At 55.4% G+C, this 17858-nt stretch carries 21 protein-coding genes; 9 read left to right on the top strand and 12 right to left on the bottom strand.

Features of this window, described 5'->3' with window-relative positions:
- Nucleotides 1–14: 14 nt before the first annotated feature.
- The gene (gene argB, locus Abor_RS03845) at nucleotides 15–920 is read left to right on the top strand and encodes an acetylglutamate kinase (RefSeq protein WP_048840527.1); all 906 of its coding nucleotides are present in this window, start codon (nucleotides 15–17) and stop codon (nucleotides 918–920) included.
- Here argB and Abor_RS13210 read toward each other — a convergent pair.
- A complete protein-coding gene (locus Abor_RS13210) occupies nucleotides 907–1038 on the bottom strand; it encodes a hypothetical protein (RefSeq protein ID WP_261767199.1) in 132 nt (43 codons plus the stop codon). The genes argB and Abor_RS13210 overlap by 14 nt on opposite strands.
- A gap of 86 nt (nucleotides 1039–1124) precedes the next feature.
- Here Abor_RS13210 and dapD point away from each other — a divergent pair, with 86 nt between their 5' ends.
- The 3 genes from dapD (at nucleotide 1125) to Abor_RS03830 (ending at nucleotide 3822) form a co-directional block, all read left to right on the top strand.
- Nucleotides 1125–1973 carry a 2,3,4,5-tetrahydropyridine-2,6-dicarboxylate N-succinyltransferase gene (dapD, locus tag Abor_RS03840; RefSeq protein WP_048840526.1) on the top strand — a complete coding sequence of 283 codons (849 nt, stop codon included), beginning with the start codon at nucleotides 1125–1127 and terminating at the stop codon, nucleotides 1971–1973.
- Between the two features lie 62 nt (nucleotides 1974–2035).
- Nucleotides 2036–3199, top strand: coding sequence for a succinyl-diaminopimelate desuccinylase (dapE, locus tag Abor_RS03835; protein WP_048840670.1), 1164 nt, complete (start codon nucleotides 2036–2038; stop codon nucleotides 3197–3199).
- Nucleotides 3199–3822, top strand: coding sequence for a hypothetical protein (locus tag Abor_RS03830; protein ID WP_048840525.1), 624 nt, complete (start codon nucleotides 3199–3201; stop codon nucleotides 3820–3822). Before dapE ends, Abor_RS03830 begins: the two co-directional genes overlap by 1 nt.
- 274 nt (nucleotides 3823–4096) lie before the next feature.
- Here the strand turns inward: Abor_RS03830 and Abor_RS03825 are convergent, their stop codons facing one another.
- The 4 genes from Abor_RS03825 to def all read right to left on the bottom strand — a co-directional run bounded on the left by Abor_RS03825 (nucleotide 4097) and on the right by def (nucleotide 6984).
- The gene (locus Abor_RS03825) at nucleotides 4097–4618 is read right to left on the bottom strand and encodes a YaiI/YqxD family protein (RefSeq protein WP_048840524.1); all 522 of its coding nucleotides are present in this window, start codon (nucleotides 4616–4618) and stop codon (nucleotides 4097–4099) included.
- Nucleotides 4611–5393 carry a tRNA pseudouridine(38-40) synthase TruA gene (gene truA / locus Abor_RS03820; protein ID WP_048840669.1) on the bottom strand — a complete coding sequence of 261 codons (783 nt, stop codon included), beginning with the start codon at nucleotides 5391–5393 and terminating at the stop codon, nucleotides 4611–4613. Before truA ends, Abor_RS03825 begins: the two co-directional genes overlap by 8 nt.
- Before the next feature lie 71 nt (nucleotides 5394–5464).
- A complete protein-coding gene (gene fmt / locus Abor_RS03815; RefSeq protein ID WP_048840523.1) occupies nucleotides 5465–6397 on the bottom strand; it encodes a methionyl-tRNA formyltransferase in 933 nt (310 codons plus the stop codon).
- Between the two features lie 20 nt (nucleotides 6398–6417).
- Nucleotides 6418–6984, bottom strand: coding sequence for a peptide deformylase (gene def / locus Abor_RS03810; RefSeq protein WP_048840522.1), 567 nt, complete (start codon nucleotides 6982–6984; stop codon nucleotides 6418–6420).
- A gap of 224 nt (nucleotides 6985–7208) precedes the next feature.
- Here def and Abor_RS03805 point away from each other — a divergent pair, with 224 nt between their 5' ends.
- Both Abor_RS03805 and Abor_RS03800 read left to right on the top strand, forming a co-directional pair.
- Nucleotides 7209–7709, top strand: a complete 501-nt coding sequence (locus Abor_RS03805; RefSeq protein WP_048840521.1) for an Hsp20 family protein — start codon at nucleotides 7209–7211, stop codon at nucleotides 7707–7709.
- Nucleotides 7710–7779: 70 nt separating this feature from the next.
- On the top strand, nucleotides 7780–8046 hold the full coding sequence (locus Abor_RS03800) for a DUF1150 family protein (RefSeq protein ID WP_048840520.1): 267 nt from the start codon (nucleotides 7780–7782) through the stop codon (nucleotides 8044–8046).
- An 88-nt stretch (nucleotides 8047–8134) separates the two neighbouring features.
- Here Abor_RS03800 and hpf read toward each other — a convergent pair whose 3' ends face one another.
- Entirely contained in the window at nucleotides 8135–8749 is a 615-nt protein-coding gene (gene hpf, locus Abor_RS03795; RefSeq protein ID WP_048840519.1) for a ribosome hibernation-promoting factor, HPF/YfiA family, read from the bottom strand.
- Nucleotides 8750–9082: 333 nt separating this feature from the next.
- On the opposite strand from hpf, the gene Abor_RS03790 reads away from it, so the two are divergent.
- Nucleotides 9083–9358: a hypothetical protein gene (locus Abor_RS03790; protein ID WP_048840518.1), complete on the top strand. Its 276-nt coding sequence runs from the start codon at nucleotides 9083–9085 to the stop codon at nucleotides 9356–9358.
- Nucleotides 9359–9374: 16 nt separating this feature from the next.
- Here the strand turns inward: Abor_RS03790 and lptB are convergent, their stop codons facing one another.
- From lptB to Abor_RS03765, 5 genes are read right to left on the bottom strand one after another with little or no spacing between them, the layout of a single operon-like run.
- Nucleotides 9375–10190: an LPS export ABC transporter ATP-binding protein gene (gene lptB, locus Abor_RS03785; protein WP_126621154.1), complete on the bottom strand. Its 816-nt coding sequence runs from the start codon at nucleotides 10188–10190 to the stop codon at nucleotides 9375–9377.
- 2 nt (nucleotides 10191–10192) lie between these two features.
- Nucleotides 10193–11218: an LptA/OstA family protein gene (locus tag Abor_RS03780; RefSeq protein ID WP_048840517.1), complete on the bottom strand. Its 1026-nt coding sequence runs from the start codon at nucleotides 11216–11218 to the stop codon at nucleotides 10193–10195.
- 2 nt (nucleotides 11219–11220) lie between these two features.
- Entirely contained in the window at nucleotides 11221–11958 is a 738-nt protein-coding gene (lptC, locus tag Abor_RS03775; RefSeq protein ID WP_048840516.1) for an LPS export ABC transporter periplasmic protein LptC, read from the bottom strand.
- Entirely contained in the window at nucleotides 11955–12980 is a 1026-nt protein-coding gene (locus Abor_RS03770; RefSeq protein WP_048840515.1) for a KpsF/GutQ family sugar-phosphate isomerase, read from the bottom strand. Before Abor_RS03770 ends, lptC begins: the two co-directional genes overlap by 4 nt.
- A gap of 27 nt (nucleotides 12981–13007) precedes the next feature.
- Complete coding sequence (locus tag Abor_RS03765) at nucleotides 13008–13661, bottom strand: ribonuclease D (RefSeq protein WP_086552290.1); 654 nt, start codon at nucleotides 13659–13661, stop codon at nucleotides 13008–13010.
- 442 nt (nucleotides 13662–14103) lie between these two features.
- Here Abor_RS03765 and proP point away from each other — a divergent pair, with 442 nt between their 5' ends.
- Nucleotides 14104–15558, top strand: a complete 1455-nt coding sequence (proP, locus tag Abor_RS03760; RefSeq protein ID WP_048840514.1) for a glycine betaine/L-proline transporter ProP — start codon at nucleotides 14104–14106, stop codon at nucleotides 15556–15558.
- Between the two features lie 137 nt (nucleotides 15559–15695).
- Entirely contained in the window at nucleotides 15696–16535 is an 840-nt protein-coding gene (gene rlmB / locus Abor_RS03755) for a 23S rRNA (guanosine(2251)-2'-O)-methyltransferase RlmB (protein ID WP_048840513.1), read from the top strand.
- On the opposite strand, the gene Abor_RS03750 is transcribed toward rlmB, so the two are convergent.
- Nucleotides 16469–17827 carry a purine-cytosine permease family protein gene (locus Abor_RS03750; RefSeq protein ID WP_048840512.1) on the bottom strand — a complete coding sequence of 453 codons (1359 nt, stop codon included), beginning with the start codon at nucleotides 17825–17827 and terminating at the stop codon, nucleotides 16469–16471. The genes rlmB and Abor_RS03750 overlap by 67 nt on opposite strands.
- Nucleotides 17828–17858 lie beyond the last annotated feature (31 nt).

The raw sequence follows: 17858 nt of genomic DNA, 5'->3' as shown, positions 1-17858 counted from the left end.
AGGATCTTTCGCGTATGACCCTTGCCAAATACCCTCCTATGGAGCCACACCACGAGGCCGCCATTCTGGCCGGTGCCCTACCGTACCTGCGCCGCTACGCCGGAGACACCATTGTGGTGAAATATGGCGGACACGCCATGGGCGACCCAGAACTGGCCCACACCTTTGGCCGCGATATTGCGTTACTGAAACTGGTAGGGGTTAACCCAGTTGTCGTGCATGGCGGTGGCCCACAGATTAACGCCATGCTCAAGCGGCTTGATATCCGCTCCAATTTTGTTGATGGCCTGCGCGTAACAGATGCCAATATGGTTGATGTTATTGAAATGGTGCTGGCTGGTTCCGTCAATAAAGAGGTGGCGGAGCTTATTAGCCAAGCAGGGGCTCTGGCTGTTGGCATTTCTGGCAAAGACGGCAAGCTCATAACTGCGCGTAAGCTGCAACGCACCGTGCGCGATACAGATAGCCAGATTGAGCGCGTGCTTGACCTAGGCTTTGTAGGTGAGCCGGTAAAGGTTGACCCCCGTGTTATTTATGCCCTGTCTGGCTCTGGCCTTATTCCGGTTATTGCCCCGGTTGGCTTAGGTGAAGATGGCGCAACCTATAACATCAACGCCGACACAGCGGCTGGTGCCGTTGCTGGTGCCGTGCATGCCACGCGCTTGCTCATGCTAACTGACGTACCCGGCGTGCTGGATGCTGAGGGCAACCTCATTCCCGAACTCACTGCCGAGCAGGCCCGTAAAGCCATTGCAGATGGCGTTATTACGGGTGGTATGATTCCAAAGGTTGAAACCTGCATTGAGGCTGTGCAGGCAGGGGCTAAAGCCGCTGTTATTATTAACGGCCGCATACCCCATGCCTGTTTGCTTGAGCTGTTTACGGCCTCTGGCTCTGGCACGCTTATTAGGGCTGAATAAGCGCCTGCCGCTGCTCTAGGCCCTTTGGGTGCTTAGAGCGGGCAAGGCTGGGGTTAGAACCATGCGCAATCAGCCATGGTGCTGTGCCTTTTGCACAGGCATGCGTTGACAGGAGCACTCCCTGTCCGCATGGTTTGCAGCCTTCTTTTTTCGTACCGGGGGTGTTGTGCCCCGGTAAATATTCATTTTGTCTGACGGTGTTCTATGACTGAAGAAACTCTCCGCGCGCATATTGAAACTTTGTGGGAAGCACGTGACCGTGTTTCTTCCGCCACCGTTGGTGAAGACCGCAAAGCCATTGAAACAGTGCTTGAAGCACTTGATTCTGGCCGTTTGCGCGTTGCAGCTCCCAGCGAAAACGGTTGGGTTGTGCATGAATGGCTGAAAAAAGCTGTTCTGCTGTCTTTCCGCCTGAACGATAGCGTTGTTGTGCCGGGTGCCGCTGCTGGTGGCCCAGCTTACGACAAAGTGCCCGTTAAATTTCAGGGTTGGGATCAGGCCCGGTTTGAAAAAGCTGGCTTCCGTGTGGTGCCGGGGGCAGTGGTTCGTTACTCCGCCCATATTGCGCCGGGTGCAGTGCTTATGCCGAGCTTTGTAAATGTTGGTGCCCATGTTGGCAGCGGCACCATGGTAGACACATGGGCTACAGTAGGCAGTTGTGCACAAATTGGCAGCAACTGCCATATTAGCGGTGGCGCTGGTATTGGTGGCGTGCTTGAGCCATTGCAGGCAGCCCCTGTTATTATTGAAGACAACTGCTTTATTGGCGCCCGTTCTGAAGTGGCAGAAGGCGTTATTGTTGAGCGGGGTTCTGTGCTGTCTATGGGTGTGTTCTTGGGCGCGTCAACCAAGATTATTGACCGCGCAACCGGCGAAATCTTTATGGGCCGCGTACCAGCTTACTCTGTTGTGGTGCCGGGTACGCTGCCATCTTCTAACCCCGTTGGGCCAGATGGCAAACCTAACCCACAGCTTGCGTGTGCAGTTATCGTGAAACGTGTTGACGAGCGTACTCGCTCCAAAACGTCTATTAACGACCTGCTGCGCGATTAATTGTTAGGGCATAAGACAAAAGTATGAGCGGATCTTCTTCTGGCCTTTCCTCCATCGAGAGCATGGGTGAAGGGCAGGGTTTACCTGTAGCAACAAACCCAGTGGCACTTGCTCAGGCTTTGATCCGCCAGCCTTCTGTCTGCCCAGACCCCGGCCCGGCACAGCACTTACTTGGTGCCGTGCTGGAGCAGTTGGGCTTTACTGTGTGGCACCTACCCTATGGGGAAGGGGCCGAGCGTACCCCTAATTTTTTTGCACGGCGCGGGCATACAGGCCCCCACATTTGTTTTGCTGGGCATACAGATGTTGTGCCCCCCGGTAACGAGGCGCTCTGGGCGCACCCGCCGTTTGCGGCGCATATAACCGAGGGTGTGCTATACGGGCGCGGTGCTTGCGACATGAAAGGCGGCATTGCTGCTTTTGTAGCTGCTGTTGCGCGCCTTATTGCACAAACAGAGCTGCTTGCTGGCTCTATCAGCTTTCTTATTACGGGTGATGAAGAAGGCCCGGCCACCTACGGCACCCAAAAAGTGTTGGAATGGATGGCCCAAGAAGGCCAGATACCTGATTATTGCGTAGTGGGTGAGCCCACCAACCCTGCCGCAATGGGGGATATGGTTAAAATTGGCCGCCGTGGCAGCCTGAATGCCCATATTGTGGTTGAGGGCGTACAAGGCCATGTTGCCTACCCCCATAGGGCAGATAACCCGGTACACCGTTTATTAAACATTCTTGCAGCCCTACAGGCTCAGCCGCTTGATAACGGGTCTGACTATTTTGAGCCCTCAAGCCTACAGGTTACCAGTGTTGATGTTGGGAATGGGGCTACCAATGTTATACCGGCAAGCGCACAGGCGCGCCTTAATATCCGGTTTAACGACCTGCACACAGGGGCGGCCCTGAGTGGTTGGGTGCAAACTATATGCAGCCAGCATGCGCCCAAAGCTAAGGTTGATATTAAAATTAGCGGCGAATCTTTTTTGACCGCACCGGGGCCAGAAACAACGGCACTCGTGCAGGCCATTGAGAAAATTACCGGCCGGAACCCCAAGCTCGATACCGGGGGCGGTACGTCAGATGCGCGCTTTATTGCCAATTACTGCCCGGTTTCAGAATTTGGGTTGGTAGGGGCCAGTATTCACAAGGTTGATGAGCATACTGATGTGGCCGACCTTGAAACCCTGACACAGATTTATCAGACCTTTCTGGAAGGGGTTCTGGCGTAATGTCTCGTTTTTCAACGCAGTCTAGTAATGGCCGTAAAATTTTTCAGGGTATGTTGCTGCTCGCTAGTGGGCGGCGCGAAGGCATACAGAATTTTTCTGGCACGCCAGACTCATTTGGTGCGGCTTTAGCACCCCAATTGGCCTTTTTGCTGGTTGGGGCTTTTCAGCTTTTCTTTGTGCCAGATAAAATTATGGGCGCTACCAAGGTGGTGCTCTCATTATGCACCATTTTGCTGCCTGCTGTTGTCACGCATTTTTTTGCTAAACGGTGGGGCAGAGGGGCTTTGTGGTTGCGCTATATTACCGCAGCAACATGGAGCAACTGGATTGTACTGCTGGTTACACTCGTGGCTACATTGCTGGCGGCTATCTTGTTTCCGCCACTGTTGGAGCAAACTGGCTTTATTAAAGCCCTTGTGGTTGTGGCCGCCGTGTATGAGCTGTGGTTGCAGTGGTTTGTGGCCCGTGCAGGGCTGGGGCTTAGTGGCCTGCGTGCGGCTGTGCTGTATGCGGCTGTGTTACTGGCAACCTTTGCGCTTTACGCCGTGGCGGCCCTGTTGCCCCCCCATTACATGGTACTCAATGACCTGTTGCAGCCCGCCATTAGCATGAAGGCGGGCTAAGCCGCCGTTTTAAAATTTGGGGGAAGAGGCTGGTAGGTTGTTTGTGACGGTATGGACAGCCTTGTAGTCTCAATGCCCGATGTATCAGCGGAAAAAGAGAGCGCTTGCAGGTATAAAAAGCAGGCCGAGGTTAGCCTAGGCTGTTTTTATAAGAGCCCCTAAAGCACCATTTACAAAAAGACGTTAAAAGTGGGTGTCCCGTTTTTGCCAACACGGCATGGCTCACCATGCTTTTTAAAGACGGGCTTTAAGTGCGTTCTGTCTTGTCTAAATCTCAAAGGCCCGACGGGGGCATGCGTAAGCGGTTATTTAAAGGGTTAAGAGCGTGTTTGCGGGCTTTTACCACAGCGGTATCGAGTGCTGAGAGAAAAGAGGAGCGGTCGTTTTTGCTATAGCTGCGTCCCCCTTGTGTAATAACCCCGGTAGAGCGCAGGTCGTCCATTAGGTTACGCACAGCCAGAGCCATACCAATGGCGTTTTCATCTAAAATACGGCCTTTGGCATCAAGCACACAGGCTCCTTTGGCAACGCACCGGGCAGCGAGCGGAATGTCTGAGGAAATAACAATGTCATGCGCGTGCACGTGCTCGGCAATCCAGTTATCTGCCTCATCCATACCTTCAGACACCACAACACGCTCTATGAGGGCAGAGGCGGGTACACCTAAAAGTTGGTTGGCCACCACAAAGGTGTGTACCCTGTAGCGGTGAGCTACGCGGTAGGTTTCATCGCGCACGGGGCAGGCATCTGCATCTATAAAAATGCGTACGGCGGGTTTTGTCGGGTGGTCAGGCAAAGGGGTCTGGCTCGTAACCAACGCCGGTTAAGTACAGGCCGTCAGGCGGGGCGGTGGGGCCACCTGCACAGCGCGAGCGTGCGGCTAAGGCTTGGGCAATACGCTCAGGCTTCCAACGTTTTTGGCCTACAAGGCTGAGTGTGCCTACCATGTTACGCACTTGATGGTGTAAAAACGAGCGGGCCTGCGCAATAATCCAGACTTCATCATCGTGGCGTTCAATACGCAGGGTATCTAGGCTGCGTATGGGGCTATGGGCTTGGCAGGCCACAGCTCGGAAAGATGTAAAGTCGTGCGTGCCAATAAGGTGGTTGGCCCCTTCTTGCATAAGTGCCAGGTCAAGCGGGCCGCGTATATGCCACACGTGGGTAGCGGCAAGGGCCGGGCGCGATTGGCGGTTGAGAATGCGGTAGCGGTAAGAGCGCCATGTGGCAGAAAAACGAGCACTCCAGTCTTGGGCTACGGGGGCCGCATCAAGCACCACAACGGCGTGGGGTTTAAGGTAGTAGCTCAGGCCATCGCGCACGCGGTGGGGGAGGAGCGCCATATCTGCGGGAAAGTCGAGATGGGCTACTTGGCCGGTGGCATGTACGCCAGAATCTGTGCGCCCTGCGGTAATACTGCTAACAGGCCGCCCGTTGGCCATTTGGGTTGCTGCTTGCTCTAGCAGCCCTTGCACAGATGTTCCTTCACGCTGGCGTTGCCAGCCAACAAGGCCGGTACCATCATATTCCAGCTTTACGGCCCAACGTTGGTAGGCTGTAGGCTCTGCCATGGTGGTGGCTGTGTGCTCTAGCAGTTCTGCTGTGGCAGTGGGTACAGCAGGTGTGTGTGTGTCCGAAAGGGTCATTCTACCGGTAAGCTATGCAGGAGCGTGCCTTTATCCAACGCAAAGCCACGCAAAAAGGCATCGGCTTCCATCATGCCGCGTCCGGGTTTTTGCAGTTGCAGTAGGCGCAGGGTACCGGTGCCGCAGGCAATGGTTAGGGTGCCATCTAAAACTGTGCCGGGGGGGGCGTTATGCTGCTGCGTTGGGTTGGGCTGGGCATTGCCAATTTTAAGCACTGTCCCATCGGCCAGTTGCGTAAAGGTGCCGGGCCACGGGGTAAGAGCACGAATGCGGCGGTCTATGGCTTCTGCACTATCGTGCCAGTTAATGCGGCCATCTTCTTTGGTTAGGCGGGGGGCGTAGGTCACGCCTGCTTCGGGCTGGGGTACGGCGGCATGCGGGCCAGCTAGTGCCTGTACGGCCAAAGTGCCCCCCAATGCGCTTAAGGCATCGTGCAGGGTTGTAGCGGTTGTGTGGGCGGTAATGGGTACACTTTCACGCAGCAGCATGGGGCCAGTGTCCAGCCCGGCTTCCATTTGCATAATGGTAACGCCGCTTTGGGTATCACCTGCTAAAATAGAGCTTTGAATGGGAGATGCCCCACGCCAGCGCGGTAGAAGGCTTGCATGAATGTTCAGGCAGCCAAGGCGTGGGGTATCAAGCATAACTTGTGGCAAAATAAGCCCATAGGCAGCCACAACGGCGGCATCTGCCTGCAAGGCCGCAAAAGCCTCCCACTCCTGTGTGTTTTTGCGCAAAGAAACCGGGCAGCGTACCTCAATACCCAATTGCTCTGCCGCGTGCTGCACGGGGGAAGCCCTTAGTGCCTTGCCCCGCCCGGCAGGCCGTGGGGGTTGGGAGTAAACCGCTACAATGTCGTGGCCAGCAGTGTGCAGTGCTTGCAAGGCGGGTACGGCAAAGTCTGGCGTGCCCATAAAAACAAGGCGCATGGTTTTGGGCCTTTTCGGCTTTATTTGCGTTTGAGCTTCTGTTCTTTGGCCAAACGGCGCAAAAGCATGTTGCGGCGCAAGGTAGACAGGTGGTCTGCAAACAAAACACCTTCAAGATGGTCTATTTCATGCTGGATACAGGTTGCCAGCAGGCCATCAACATCACGCTCCAGCACATCACCATTAACAGACTGCCACTGTACGCGCACCTGCTCGGGGCGGGTTACCTCGGCGTACTGGTTAGGCAGAGACAGGCAGCCCTCTTCACGCGCGGCCAGTGTTTCGGCCTCGGCAATGACCTTGGGGTTGATCATGATCATAGGCTCACGTGCTTCTGGCTCGCCTAGGTCAACAATAACAAAGCGTAGGCCAATGCCCACTTGGGGGGCGGCCAGCCCAATGCCCGGTGCCTCATACATGGCGGCAAACATGCTGGGCAGAACACGGCGAATTTCGTCCATATCTTCTGGGCGCACGTCACGCGCTTTGGCACGCAACACCGGGTGGGGCGCAACAAGAATGGGCATGGGTACGGCATCGGCCGCAGCAGCGGCTATGGCTGCATCTGTCTGGGCTGCGTTTGTCATACTGCACGATGTAGCGTTACCCGCCCCGAGATGCCAGAGGGAACATGCATAAGGTGTGCCAAAGAGCGTGTGAAATATGTCGCACTTTTGGGCAGACTGTGCCGGTGCGCCATGCGTTAAAGGGGTGTCCGGCTTGCGTTTTGGTGTGTGTGTCCCATATCGTTACCAAGACCGGGTGCCATAACGGGCCTGGTTTTGTCTCGCTCAGAAAGGAGGAGGCCCATATGTCAGGCAGAGTTTTTGGCTCCCCTATGTTTTTGGGGTTCGACCATTTGGAACAAATGCTCGAGCGCGCCAGTAAAGGGGCCAGCGATGGTTACCCGCCCTATAACATTGAGCAAATGGCCTCTAACAAGCTGCGTATTACGCTGGCTGTAGCAGGCTTTAGAATGGACGACCTGCAAATTACCCAAGAAGACAACCAGTTGGTGATTCGGGGGCGGCAGGTTGAAGAGGGTGAAGAACGTATTTACCTGCACCGAGGCATTGCCTCACGCCAGTTTCAAAAAGCCTTTGTGCTGGCTGAAGGCATAGAAATTGGGGGTGCATGGCTTGATAATGGTCTGTTGCATATAGACCTCTTTAGGCCGCAACCTGAGGTGCGCGTAAAGCGTATAGAAATAAGGCAGCCCGCGCAGACCCAAGCGCCTGCTGCTTCTGCTCCGGCTATTAAACCCCGTGCAACGCAAATGCTGCACCGGGTTGAAGACATAGAGAGCAACTAACGTATTGCCTGCGCCTTTGCCCCTAAAGGCGCTGGTTAGGGCGCATGGCCCTAATAGGGAAGGAGGTATTATGAGAGTCACCACCCAAGACGGACGTGTGGTTCTTGCACCCGATCAGGCGGAAAAACCGCTCGATGTCCATTCTCTTTCCGATAACCAGTTTTTGGCACTGGGTTTGTCTAACGTGGCGTATATTCGCCCAGCCCTAACCGATGATGGTGAAGAAGGCTGCGCTATTCATGCCGCAGATGGCTCACCTCTGGCCGTAGTGGAAGATATGGAAACGGCATGGGGGGTTATTTTGCAAAACGACATGATACCCGCCAGCCTTCAGTAATTTTGTGGCTTTAAAAAAGCTGCCTTAAACAAAAAGGCCAGTGCGGTGTGCACTGGCCTTTTCTATAACCCGTCCATAGCGGGGGTGGTCAGGACGGGCCTGTGTCAACCCACCCAATATTGCCATCTTCACGGCGGAAGATCACATTAATCTGCTGGTTTTTACGGTTTCTGAACAGCAAAATGCTCGAGGCGGCAAGGTCTAGCCGCATGACAGCCTCACTCACACTCAGTTGCGGAATATCGGTTGTGTGTTCAGCAATAATGGCGGGAAATGTTTCCTGCTCATCATACGCTTCGGGCGGGGCTGCGGTGGCACCGCGCCCTTTTTTGCTGCGTGGGGTTTCGGTTGCGCCGCTTAGGACGTAAGAGCGCCCAATTTCTGGGGCTACGTCTTTTTGGGTTGTGCGGGCGTGGCTGGTAACGCGGCTATGGTAGCGGCGCAGGCGTTTTGCAATATGCTCGGCGGCGTCATCAAAGGCGGCGTTGGCATCTGCGGCCTCGCCTTCTCCGCGCAGGGTCAGGCCGCGGCCTGCATGCACGTTAATGTCGCACGTAAAGAAAGAGCGCGCCTTGCTGAAAGTCACGTCGGCTTCTAGGGCCTTGTCAAAATAACGTTCCGCAAGGTTGCCGAGGTGGGCATTGACCCGATGTTTGAGTGCATCGGACAGATCAATCTGTTTACCGGAAACATGAATATGCATTCGGGATGTCCTTCCTTGCCAGTTACAAGCAGGACCGTCGCACCTGAAAAAGAGTGTCTGACCATAATGCGACCTCTAAGACAGGCGCAGGCGGTTTGTGACGTTAGGGTTTTAACAGGAGTAAGGAGTCTGTTAACGCCCTGACAAGCATTTGGGCACGCTTTGGGGGTGCCTGTCCATGCTTTTGTTACAGTTTTAATGCAGCCTTGGTGGAATGGTTCCCGCCGCCCAGAAAAGGCCATATTCTGCTAAAAAAGGGCCTATTGGGGGTTGCTGCATAAGGGGCTGCCAGCGCATACACACAGAACTGACCTGCAACCCAGACAGGATGCCATGCTGTTACGCTCCAGCCCACCCGCCAACATGCCCAAAATGCGCCGCAAGTGGCGTGCCAAATTGGCTATACTCTGTGTGTTGGTAGGGGTTTACGGCGCATTTATGTGGCACGTAACCCATACTAAGCCACGCGTGCTCATGCAGCGCGTATTGATACCGGTAGATGTGGTGTCTGACACAATTAAGGTTGGCAAAGCCCCGCCAGCCCCACCTGTACCCTTAATAGACGCACCCCACATAGAGGTACCACCGCCCCACCTTAACCTGCACTAAAGGGGGGAGGTTTGGGTTAGAGCGAGAAGCTTTCACCCAGATAAACGCGGCGCACATCTTCGTGAGCAACAATTTCCTCTGGCACGCCCTGCATCAACACTTGGCCGCTGTGCATAATATACGCACGGTCAATGACCTCTAGGGTTTCGCGCACGTTGTGGTCGGTAATGAGCACACCAATGCCGCGGTCTTTAAGGTGCGACACGAGGTCACGAATTTCGCCCACGGCAATGGGGTCAATCCCGGCGAGGGGTTCGTCCAGCAAAATATAGTTGGGCTGGCTGGCAAGGGCGCGTGCAATTTCCAAACGGCGGCGCTCCCCCCCTGAAAGAGCCAGAGAGGGCGAGCGGCGCAGGTGCGAAATACCAAATTCGCTCAGCAAGCCGTCCAGCATGGCATCGCGCTTGTCTGGGTCGCGCTCAACCACCTCGAGTGCGGCCATAATGTTTTGCTCAACATTCAGGCCACGGAAAATACTGGCTTCTTGCGGTAGGTAGCCAATGCCTAGGCGGGCGCGGCGGTACATGGGCAGTTGGGTAATGTCTGCACCATCTAGGGTAATGGAGCCTGTGTCTGGCTGCACCAAGCCTACAATCATGTAAAAGCTGGTGGTTTTACCTGCACCATTAGGGCCAAGCAGGCCCACGGCTTCACCCCTGTGCACCTCAATAGAGACACCTTTAACCACTTCACGCTTTTTGTAAGACTTGCCAATGCCATGCGCAAAAAGCCCATGGCCCGGAATATGAAGTGGATTTTGAGAAACAGGGTCAGGCCCGGTAATGGTTTCTGTAACTGTTTCTTCTGATGTCCAGGTGATTTCCTGAGTCATCTTTATTTCCTGTCTGACCCGTCGCTATTATTGGGAACCACCACACCACTAACCCGGCTACCGGGGTTTTCTGTCATGGTGGCAAGGCCCGTGTGCATATTGATAATGGCCGCCGCACCCTGAATCTGGTTTGGCCCACGGGTGATGTGCACGTTACCCACAATGCGGGCAATACCTGTGTCGGGCACGTACACGCCGCGCTCACCGGTTACGGTTTCTGTTTGGGTGCGTACCCACACATGGCCAAAGGCATTTACTTTCTCAAGTTTGCCAGAGCCACCGCTCAACGGGTCGCCTTTGGTGTCTTTTTTATCTTGCTGGGCTGTGTCTGTTTTGGTGGCGGGTTGTTGTGTTTTATCGGGCGGGGCGCTGTAGCCCACCAGTACATCTGCGCGTATTTGGCGGCCGTCGTTGGTGGTTACGGTGGCATTGCCGCGCCCAATGGAAATACGCAGTTGGGAGTAATATTCCATAGAGTCACGGGCCGTGAGCACATCTTGCGGTGTGGTCAGTTTCATGGCGTTGCCATGCATAACCAGTACCGCCTGATCCATGTCGTACACGGCTTTATCGCCCCAGGCTTGGTCGGTCTGGGTGTAAATATGCACGTGGCCTATGGCTTCAAGCCGGAAAATTTCGTTAGAGCCAGACGAATCTGGCCCGGCACTTGTCCCGTCTGCCGCTTTATCTGCCGGCGTAGTCGTTGCCGCAGGGGGGGCAGCGTTTGGGGCAGTATTAGCCGTGCTGCCGGGTTCTGGCTGCTTTTTGCGGTAATAGGCAATCAGTTTATCAGCAGTAACAGTAACATCACCGCGCACAGCCTTGGCCTGCTCGTAGGCGGTGACTTTTTTCTGGTTTTGGTCCCAGTCAAACCCACCTTGGGCGGTTACGGTAATTTGCCCACCGTGTGAGAGGTCTATGGACTGGGCGTGCGCGCAGGCTGGGGCCAAGGCACCCAGTGCAGAGCTAAGCAGGAGCGCGGCCATACTGCGCCGGGGGCGCAGCGTTAAAAAAGCAGCATGCAGCATGGTCAGGAGGCTTTTCCTTCCTGTGGGTGGCTACCGTGGTCGTCGTTAAGAATGAGGCGGCCCGGCCCACGAAACTGGGCCACGCCATCATGTTGGGATAACAGATAGCTCTTTGCGTCCAGCACGCCAAATGGCCCTTCGGCCCGCACCCAAGAGTTGGAGGCGATAATGCCGCTTTTTAGGTTAATGTCAGCCACGGGGCTGCGCATCATCAGGCCATCATCTCGGTACAGGGTTACTTCTCCGGTTAGGTCGAGCATGTCGTCATGTTGCATGTACACGCCCTTATAGGCCCGTACCATCATCCAGTCATTGCCTTGGCTCAAGACATCAGCCGTGGGGGCAACGAGGTTCATACGCTCTGGCGTAATCTGGTGTGCACTTTCGGCGGTAATCATGAATGGGCGGTTGTGGTCATCAACCCCGCGGTAGGTGGCGCCTACCAGTTTGCCACTTTCTACTTTAACTTTGGCCATGTCGCGCAAAATGGCGTTGTTGGCGTTCATGAGCCGGTCAAGCTCTGGCCACACAGCAATGGAGGCAAGGAGAAGCAAGGCTGTAGAAGGCAGCACCCATTTAGCCCAACGCAGCAGGGTGCGGCGGCGGGCAAGGCCTGCGGCATCGGGCACGTTACGGCGTTGGGTAGAGGCCGCAAGGCGCTCACGGTGCTGGCGTGTTAGTTCTTCAGAGCGGGAGAAGTCATCACGCTGTGGGGGGCGTGGGGGTGTGGGCTCTGTCATCCAACACCAGCCCGCAGCAAGTCATGCATATGAACAACCCCTAGGGGCTTTTGCGCGGTATCCAGCACAAAAAGCGAGGTAACAGGGCGTTTACGCTCGTTCATGATCCGCACCGCTTCAGAGGCGAAAATATCTGGCCCGACTGTAAGAGGTTTACGGTTCATGACATCCTTTGCCTGCGTTGTGGCGAGGTCAAGATCAAGGGCGCGGCGCAGGTCTCCGTCTGTTATTAACCCTGCCAAGCACCCATTATGATCTAGAATGCCTATGCAGCCTAGGGCTTTGTGGGTCATTTCCATAATGACATCGCGCATCAGCATATCTGGCTGGCCAAGGGGCATGGCGGAGCCTGTGCGCATAAGGTCTTGCACGGTGCGCAGGCGCATACCCAGCCTGCCGCCGGGGTGGTAGGTACCAAAGTCTGACGCCGTAAAGCCTTTTTGCTGGAGCAGGGCAACGGCCAGAGCATCTCCAAACGCCAGTTGCATGGTGGTGCTGGTGGTTGGGGCCAACCCCATGGGGCAGGCTTCTTTCATGGCGGGTAGGGTGAGGGCAATATCTGCCGCGCACGCCAAAGACGACTCTGCCCGGCTGGTTACAGCCAGCAGGGGCAGGCCTGCCCGGCGTGTATGGGCGGCAATATCACCCAGCTCTGTTGTTTCACCAGAGTTAGAAAAGGCCAGCACGGCATCGCCTGCCTGCACCATGCCCAAATCTCCGTGAGAGGCTTCAGCGGGGTGCACAAACAGAGCGGGCGTGCCGGTAGAGGCTAAAGTTGCCTGAATTTTGCGGGCAATATGCCCAGACTTGCCAATGCCCGTTACCACCAACCGCCCAGACAGGCTGCTAATAAGCAGCACGGCCTGTGCAAACGCACCGCCTAGTCCGTTGGGGTCGCGCAGGGCATGCTCCAGTGCTGCCAGCCCGTTTTGTTCAGTTTGGAGCACCAAAACTGCGTTTGCGCTCAGGGTTGTAAACTCCTGAGGGGTAGGGGGCGTTAGGGGTTGGCGGGCATCTGTCATGCAGGGGTTGGTCCGGTGTGGCGCGGGTTATGCCCGGTGAGAGAAAATATCTGGGTCTTCGTAGCCAAGCATATCCAATCGGGCGCGCGCTGGCAGAAAGTCGTAACAAGCTTGCGCCAGTTCACGGCGGCCTTCGCGCTCAAGTAGCGCGTCCATTTTGGCCCACAAAGCATGTAGGTACAAAACGTCAGATGCGGCATAGGCCAGTTGTTCGGGCTTAAGGTCTTTGGCTCCCCAGTCTGATGTCTGCTGCTGTTTGCTGAGCTCAACCCCCAACATATCGCGGCACAAAGCGGCCAAACCGTGGCGGTCTGTAAAGGTGCGCACAAGGCGGGCTGCAATTTTGGTGCACACAACCGGGCTTACGGTAATGCCAAGAGCGTGCTGCAAAATGGCCACATCAAAGCGGGCAAAGTGCATAATTTTTGTGACAGCGGGGTCTGCCAGCACTTTTTTAAGGTTGGGGCAGTTATAGCCCTTACCGCCCAGTTTTTCAGGAATAATTTGTACCAGATGTGCCGTACCATCGCCCGCAGAAAGCTGCACAAGGCACAGGCGGTCGCGGTGGGGGTTAAGGCCCATGGTTTCTGTATCAACCGCAACAGAGCTGCCAAAGGTCAGCCCGTCTGGCAGGTCGTTCCGGTGAAGGGTGATGGCACCATCAGATGAGCCGGAAGGCATGTTCATGACCTGCTCCATATTTTGCGGTTTAGCGTGGCTGAGACCGATACAGCCGGGCGCAGGGAATGTCCATTCTTGCCAGAGGGCTTCTCTGCGGCTTTGGGGCGTGTGCTGAGTATCTGCGCTACAAAAGCCTGTGGTTATGAATATAGTTTGCAAGAAACATACTGGGCTATGAAAATATTTTTGAGAGTTTTTAGCATTTGAAAAAATCGCGCCTGTAATAATGCGCATACTCAAGAGTGGACTGGGGGTGGTGGTGGCTTTTTTGTTATCACTTTTTCTTTCTCAGGAAACTTATGTTATAAAATATACTCATCATAGTGCCTGAGTGTCGTGCGGCTGTTCTCGTTTTGACTTCAAAACGGGTAAATTGCTGTTTGTGCAAGTGTGCGCACGCTGCGTTTTGACGGTGTAAAAAAGAGAAAGAAGGAAAAACCGCATGCCGGAGCCTGACTCGGCTCACGCCCATTTTGGTTGGTTTAAACGCCGCCGCCATATCCACCCCGATGATGTTACCGTTGTAGACGGAGAAATGCTCAAGCGTGCGGTAGGGGCCGCAGCGTTGGGCAACGCCATGGAATGGTTCGACTTTGGGGTTTATGGCTACATTGCCGTAACGCTCGGGCGTGTCTTTTTTCCATCGGGGGATGCCGCGGCACAGCTCTTGGCAACCTTTGCCACTTTTACCGTTGCATTTTTGGTGCGGCCCATTGGCGGGGCTGTATTTGGCCCCTTGGGCGATAAATATGGCCGCCAGAAAGTGCTGGCTTTTACCATGGTGCTTATGGCGCTGGGTACGTTTTCTATTGGTCTTATTCCCTCATACGCCAGTATTGGCCTTGGTGCGCCGGTGTTGCTGTTGTTGGCTCGGCTTGTGCAGGGGTTTTCGACCGGTGGCGAATACGGTGGGGCCGCAACATTTATTGCGGAATATTCAACAGACCGTAAGCGCGGCCTTATGGGCAGTTGGCTGGAGTTTGGCACGCTGGCGGGTTACGTGGCAGGGGCTGGTACGGTTACCGCCCTGCAACTTAGCCTGACAGAGGCGCAAATGCTGGCATGGGGCTGGCGTATACCCTTTATGATTGCAGGCCCCTTAGGGTTGCTTGGCCTGTATATGCGCATGAAGTTGGAAGAAACCCCAGCCTTTCAAGCCTATGCAGAGCAGGCCGAAAAAAACGAACACGACAAGCCGGGTTGGAAAGACCTGTTTGCGGTGCATTGGCCGCAATTGCTCAAATGTGTAGGCCTTGTGTTGGTGTTTAACGTAACCGACTACATGCTGCTAACCTACATGCCCAGCTACCTGAGCGTGACCCTTGGCTACCCAGAAAGCAAAGGGCTGCTACTTATTATTCTGGTTATGCTGGTCATGATGCCGCTTAACATTGTAGGGGGCCTTTTTAGCGACCGCTTGGGCCGCCGCCCCATGATTATTGGGGCCTGCCTTGCGCTGCTGTTGCTCTCTATCCCTAGCCTGTTGTTGGTGCAGAGCCAAAATGACTGGCTTATCTTTTTAGGGCTTATGCTGCTGGGGCTGGCTTTGGTGTGTTTTACAAGCTCCATGCCTGCAACGTTGCCTGCGCTGTTTTATACGCCGGTGCGTTATACGGCGCTGTCTTTGGCGTTTAATGTTTCTGTCTCGTTATTTGGGGGTACAACCCCGCTTATTACGGCATGGTTGGTTAAAAGCACGGGCAACATGCTTATGCCTGCCTACTACCTTATGGGGGCAGCCTTTATTGGTATTATTACCATGCTAAGCGTGAAAGAAACGGCCCGCTTACCCTTGCGTGGCTCCCCACCCGCCGTAGCGAGTGAGGAAGAAGTTAAGGCGTTACTGAAAAGCGATAAACCCATTACCGTTGATAGCACCTTGCCCCCCGTACCCTAAGGGGCAGGGCATATCAGAACCTTTAGGCAAGACTTGAAATACGGCCCCAGAGGGCGGAGCCCAAAAAGGGGATAGCTCCACCCCTGGCACATGCTGTAGGGAAAGGGGCACGTTTAGAAGAAAGTAGTAAGGCTACCATGCGTAATCCCCGTTCTGCCCGCCCCGCCCGCCGCCCACGTTCTGGCTCTTCTGCCGGGCGTGATGCTGGGGGGGCACCTGTGGGCAGTGTCTGGCTGTTTGGTACGCATGCCGTAGCGGCAGCTCTGGCTAACCCAGCCCGTGTTTTCCAGCGTTTGTTGGTAACAGAGGCTGAACACCCAGTGTTTGCAGCCGCCCAAGAGGCAGGAGCCAACTTGCGCATTGAGCCAGAGCAGGCCCCCCGTGCCAAGCTGGACGACCTGCTCGGCCCAGAGGCAGTGCACCAAGGGGTAGCAGCTCTCGTTAAGCAACTGCCCAACTTGTCTTTGGAAGAAGCATTAGAACGCCCCGGCCCTGTGCTGGTGCTCGACCAAGTAACAGACCCACGCAATATTGGGGCTATTTTGCGCTCTGCCGCAGCGTTTGGCGCAGCCTGCCTTGTGGTGCAAGACAGAAACGCACCAGAAGAAACCGCCGTATTAGCCAAAGCGGCCTCTGGCGCACTGGAAACTGTGCCAATGGTGCGAGAGGTTAATTTGTCTCGCGCTATTGAGGCCCTGCAAAAAGGTGGGTGCTGGACAGTAGGGCTAGATGCGGGGGGTGGCCTGCTGAACGGCCCCTCTTTTGAAGGCCGCCGTGTCGCCTTGGTGTTAGGGGCAGAAGGCAAAGGCCTGCGCCGCCTTACCCGTGAAAGTTGTGATGAAGTGGCCGGACTTTACATGCCCGGAGATATGGAAAGCCTGAACGTGTCTGTTGCCGCAGCCGTTGGGCTTTATGAACTGGCCCGTGTACGCATGCCCAGCACGTACCAGCCAGCAGCCACCAAAAAGCCTACGTAATAGCCAATATCGGCCCCGTTTAACCAACGGGCCACGGGGCCGGTATAAACTGAGCTGGTAGAAAATAGGGCAATTGTTAGCACAGAGGTTACGGCAAAAATGGTTGCCCCGTATGTCCAGCCCGGAGGGGCGGCGTGCACTTTATGGTCTCCGCAATACCAGTCTGCCAGTACAATACCCACCCATGGGGCAATCCAGTACATGGTTACCATTAGATAGTCTGTATAAAGTGTGGTGTAGCGCCCGGCCCCGGCCCCGGCCAGCACATAGCCAAGGCTTGCAGTTAAAATGGCAGCAGCAATGCGGGGTACGTTAAGCCCGGCTGAAATAAGGCTGTAGCTGGCAGTGTTGTCGTTAAACGCATTGCCAGTAATAGATGACAGCGCAATAGCCGCTAATGCTACAGCCCCCACTGGCCCCATAGCGTTTTGCAAAGAGGCAATAACCGCCGTGGGTGACGGCTCTGCAACACTGACTGCCGTCAGTAACCCCAAAATTTGAAACGGAATGGCCGAGCCAAGCAGCCCAGCTAGAGCCAGCCCCACAACCTTGGTTGGGCTGGTGTTGGCAGGCAGGTAGCGCGTGTAGTCTGAAGAATATGAGGCCCATGAGAGGTTAAAGCTCACCAACACCCCAGTAGCCAGCAAAAAGGTCTGCCAGCTTACGGGGTGGTGCGTGTGCACAGGCGTAACCCCCTGAAAAGCGAGAATAACGCCCATAAGCAGGAAGGTGACTAACAACAGCCCGCCCAAATATTTTTGTAAAAGCTGCACAACATGGTGGCCATAAATAGAGGCCACCATTTGTAGGCAGGCCAAAACCCCAAGGGCCAGCCAAAATGGTGTGCTAACGCCCGCCATAAGCAGCAGGGCTACAAGGGCGGTGGCGGCTGGTACGTTATTAACGGCGTCCCACCCTACGCAGTAAACCCAGTTTAAAAAAGCCGGAGGGCGTACACCTAGGCGGCCTAACGCCCGGCGCGATGCCTCCATTTGTGTAAGGCCGGTGGCAGGCCCAATGGCTGCGGCAAAGGCAACAGGTAAAGCCCCAATAAGATTGCCTACCAATACTGCCAGCACGCCCGTTCTAAAATCTAGCCCCATGCTTATAAGTAACGCCCCAGTAACCCAGCCACCGGGGCCAAGGTTGGGAGAAAAATGGCTCCAGAATACCCGGTCTAGCCGCATGGTTTTGAGGGCATCGGGCACGGGCTCGCGTACAGAGGCGCTAGAGAGTTCTTCCATCAGGCGGCCAGCGGGTTTTGTGGTCGCGGGGGAAGGGGGGTGGCTCATGCCAGGGGCGTTCCTTTACTTGTGGCGGGTG

Origin of the sequence: Acetobacter orientalis (assembly GCF_000963965.1) — a bacterium.
In the GTDB taxonomy this organism is placed as follows: domain Bacteria; phylum Pseudomonadota; class Alphaproteobacteria; order Acetobacterales; family Acetobacteraceae; genus Acetobacter; species Acetobacter orientalis.
Note: the sequence above shows the minus strand (reverse complement) of the source record. Positions and strands in the feature narration are given on the sequence as shown.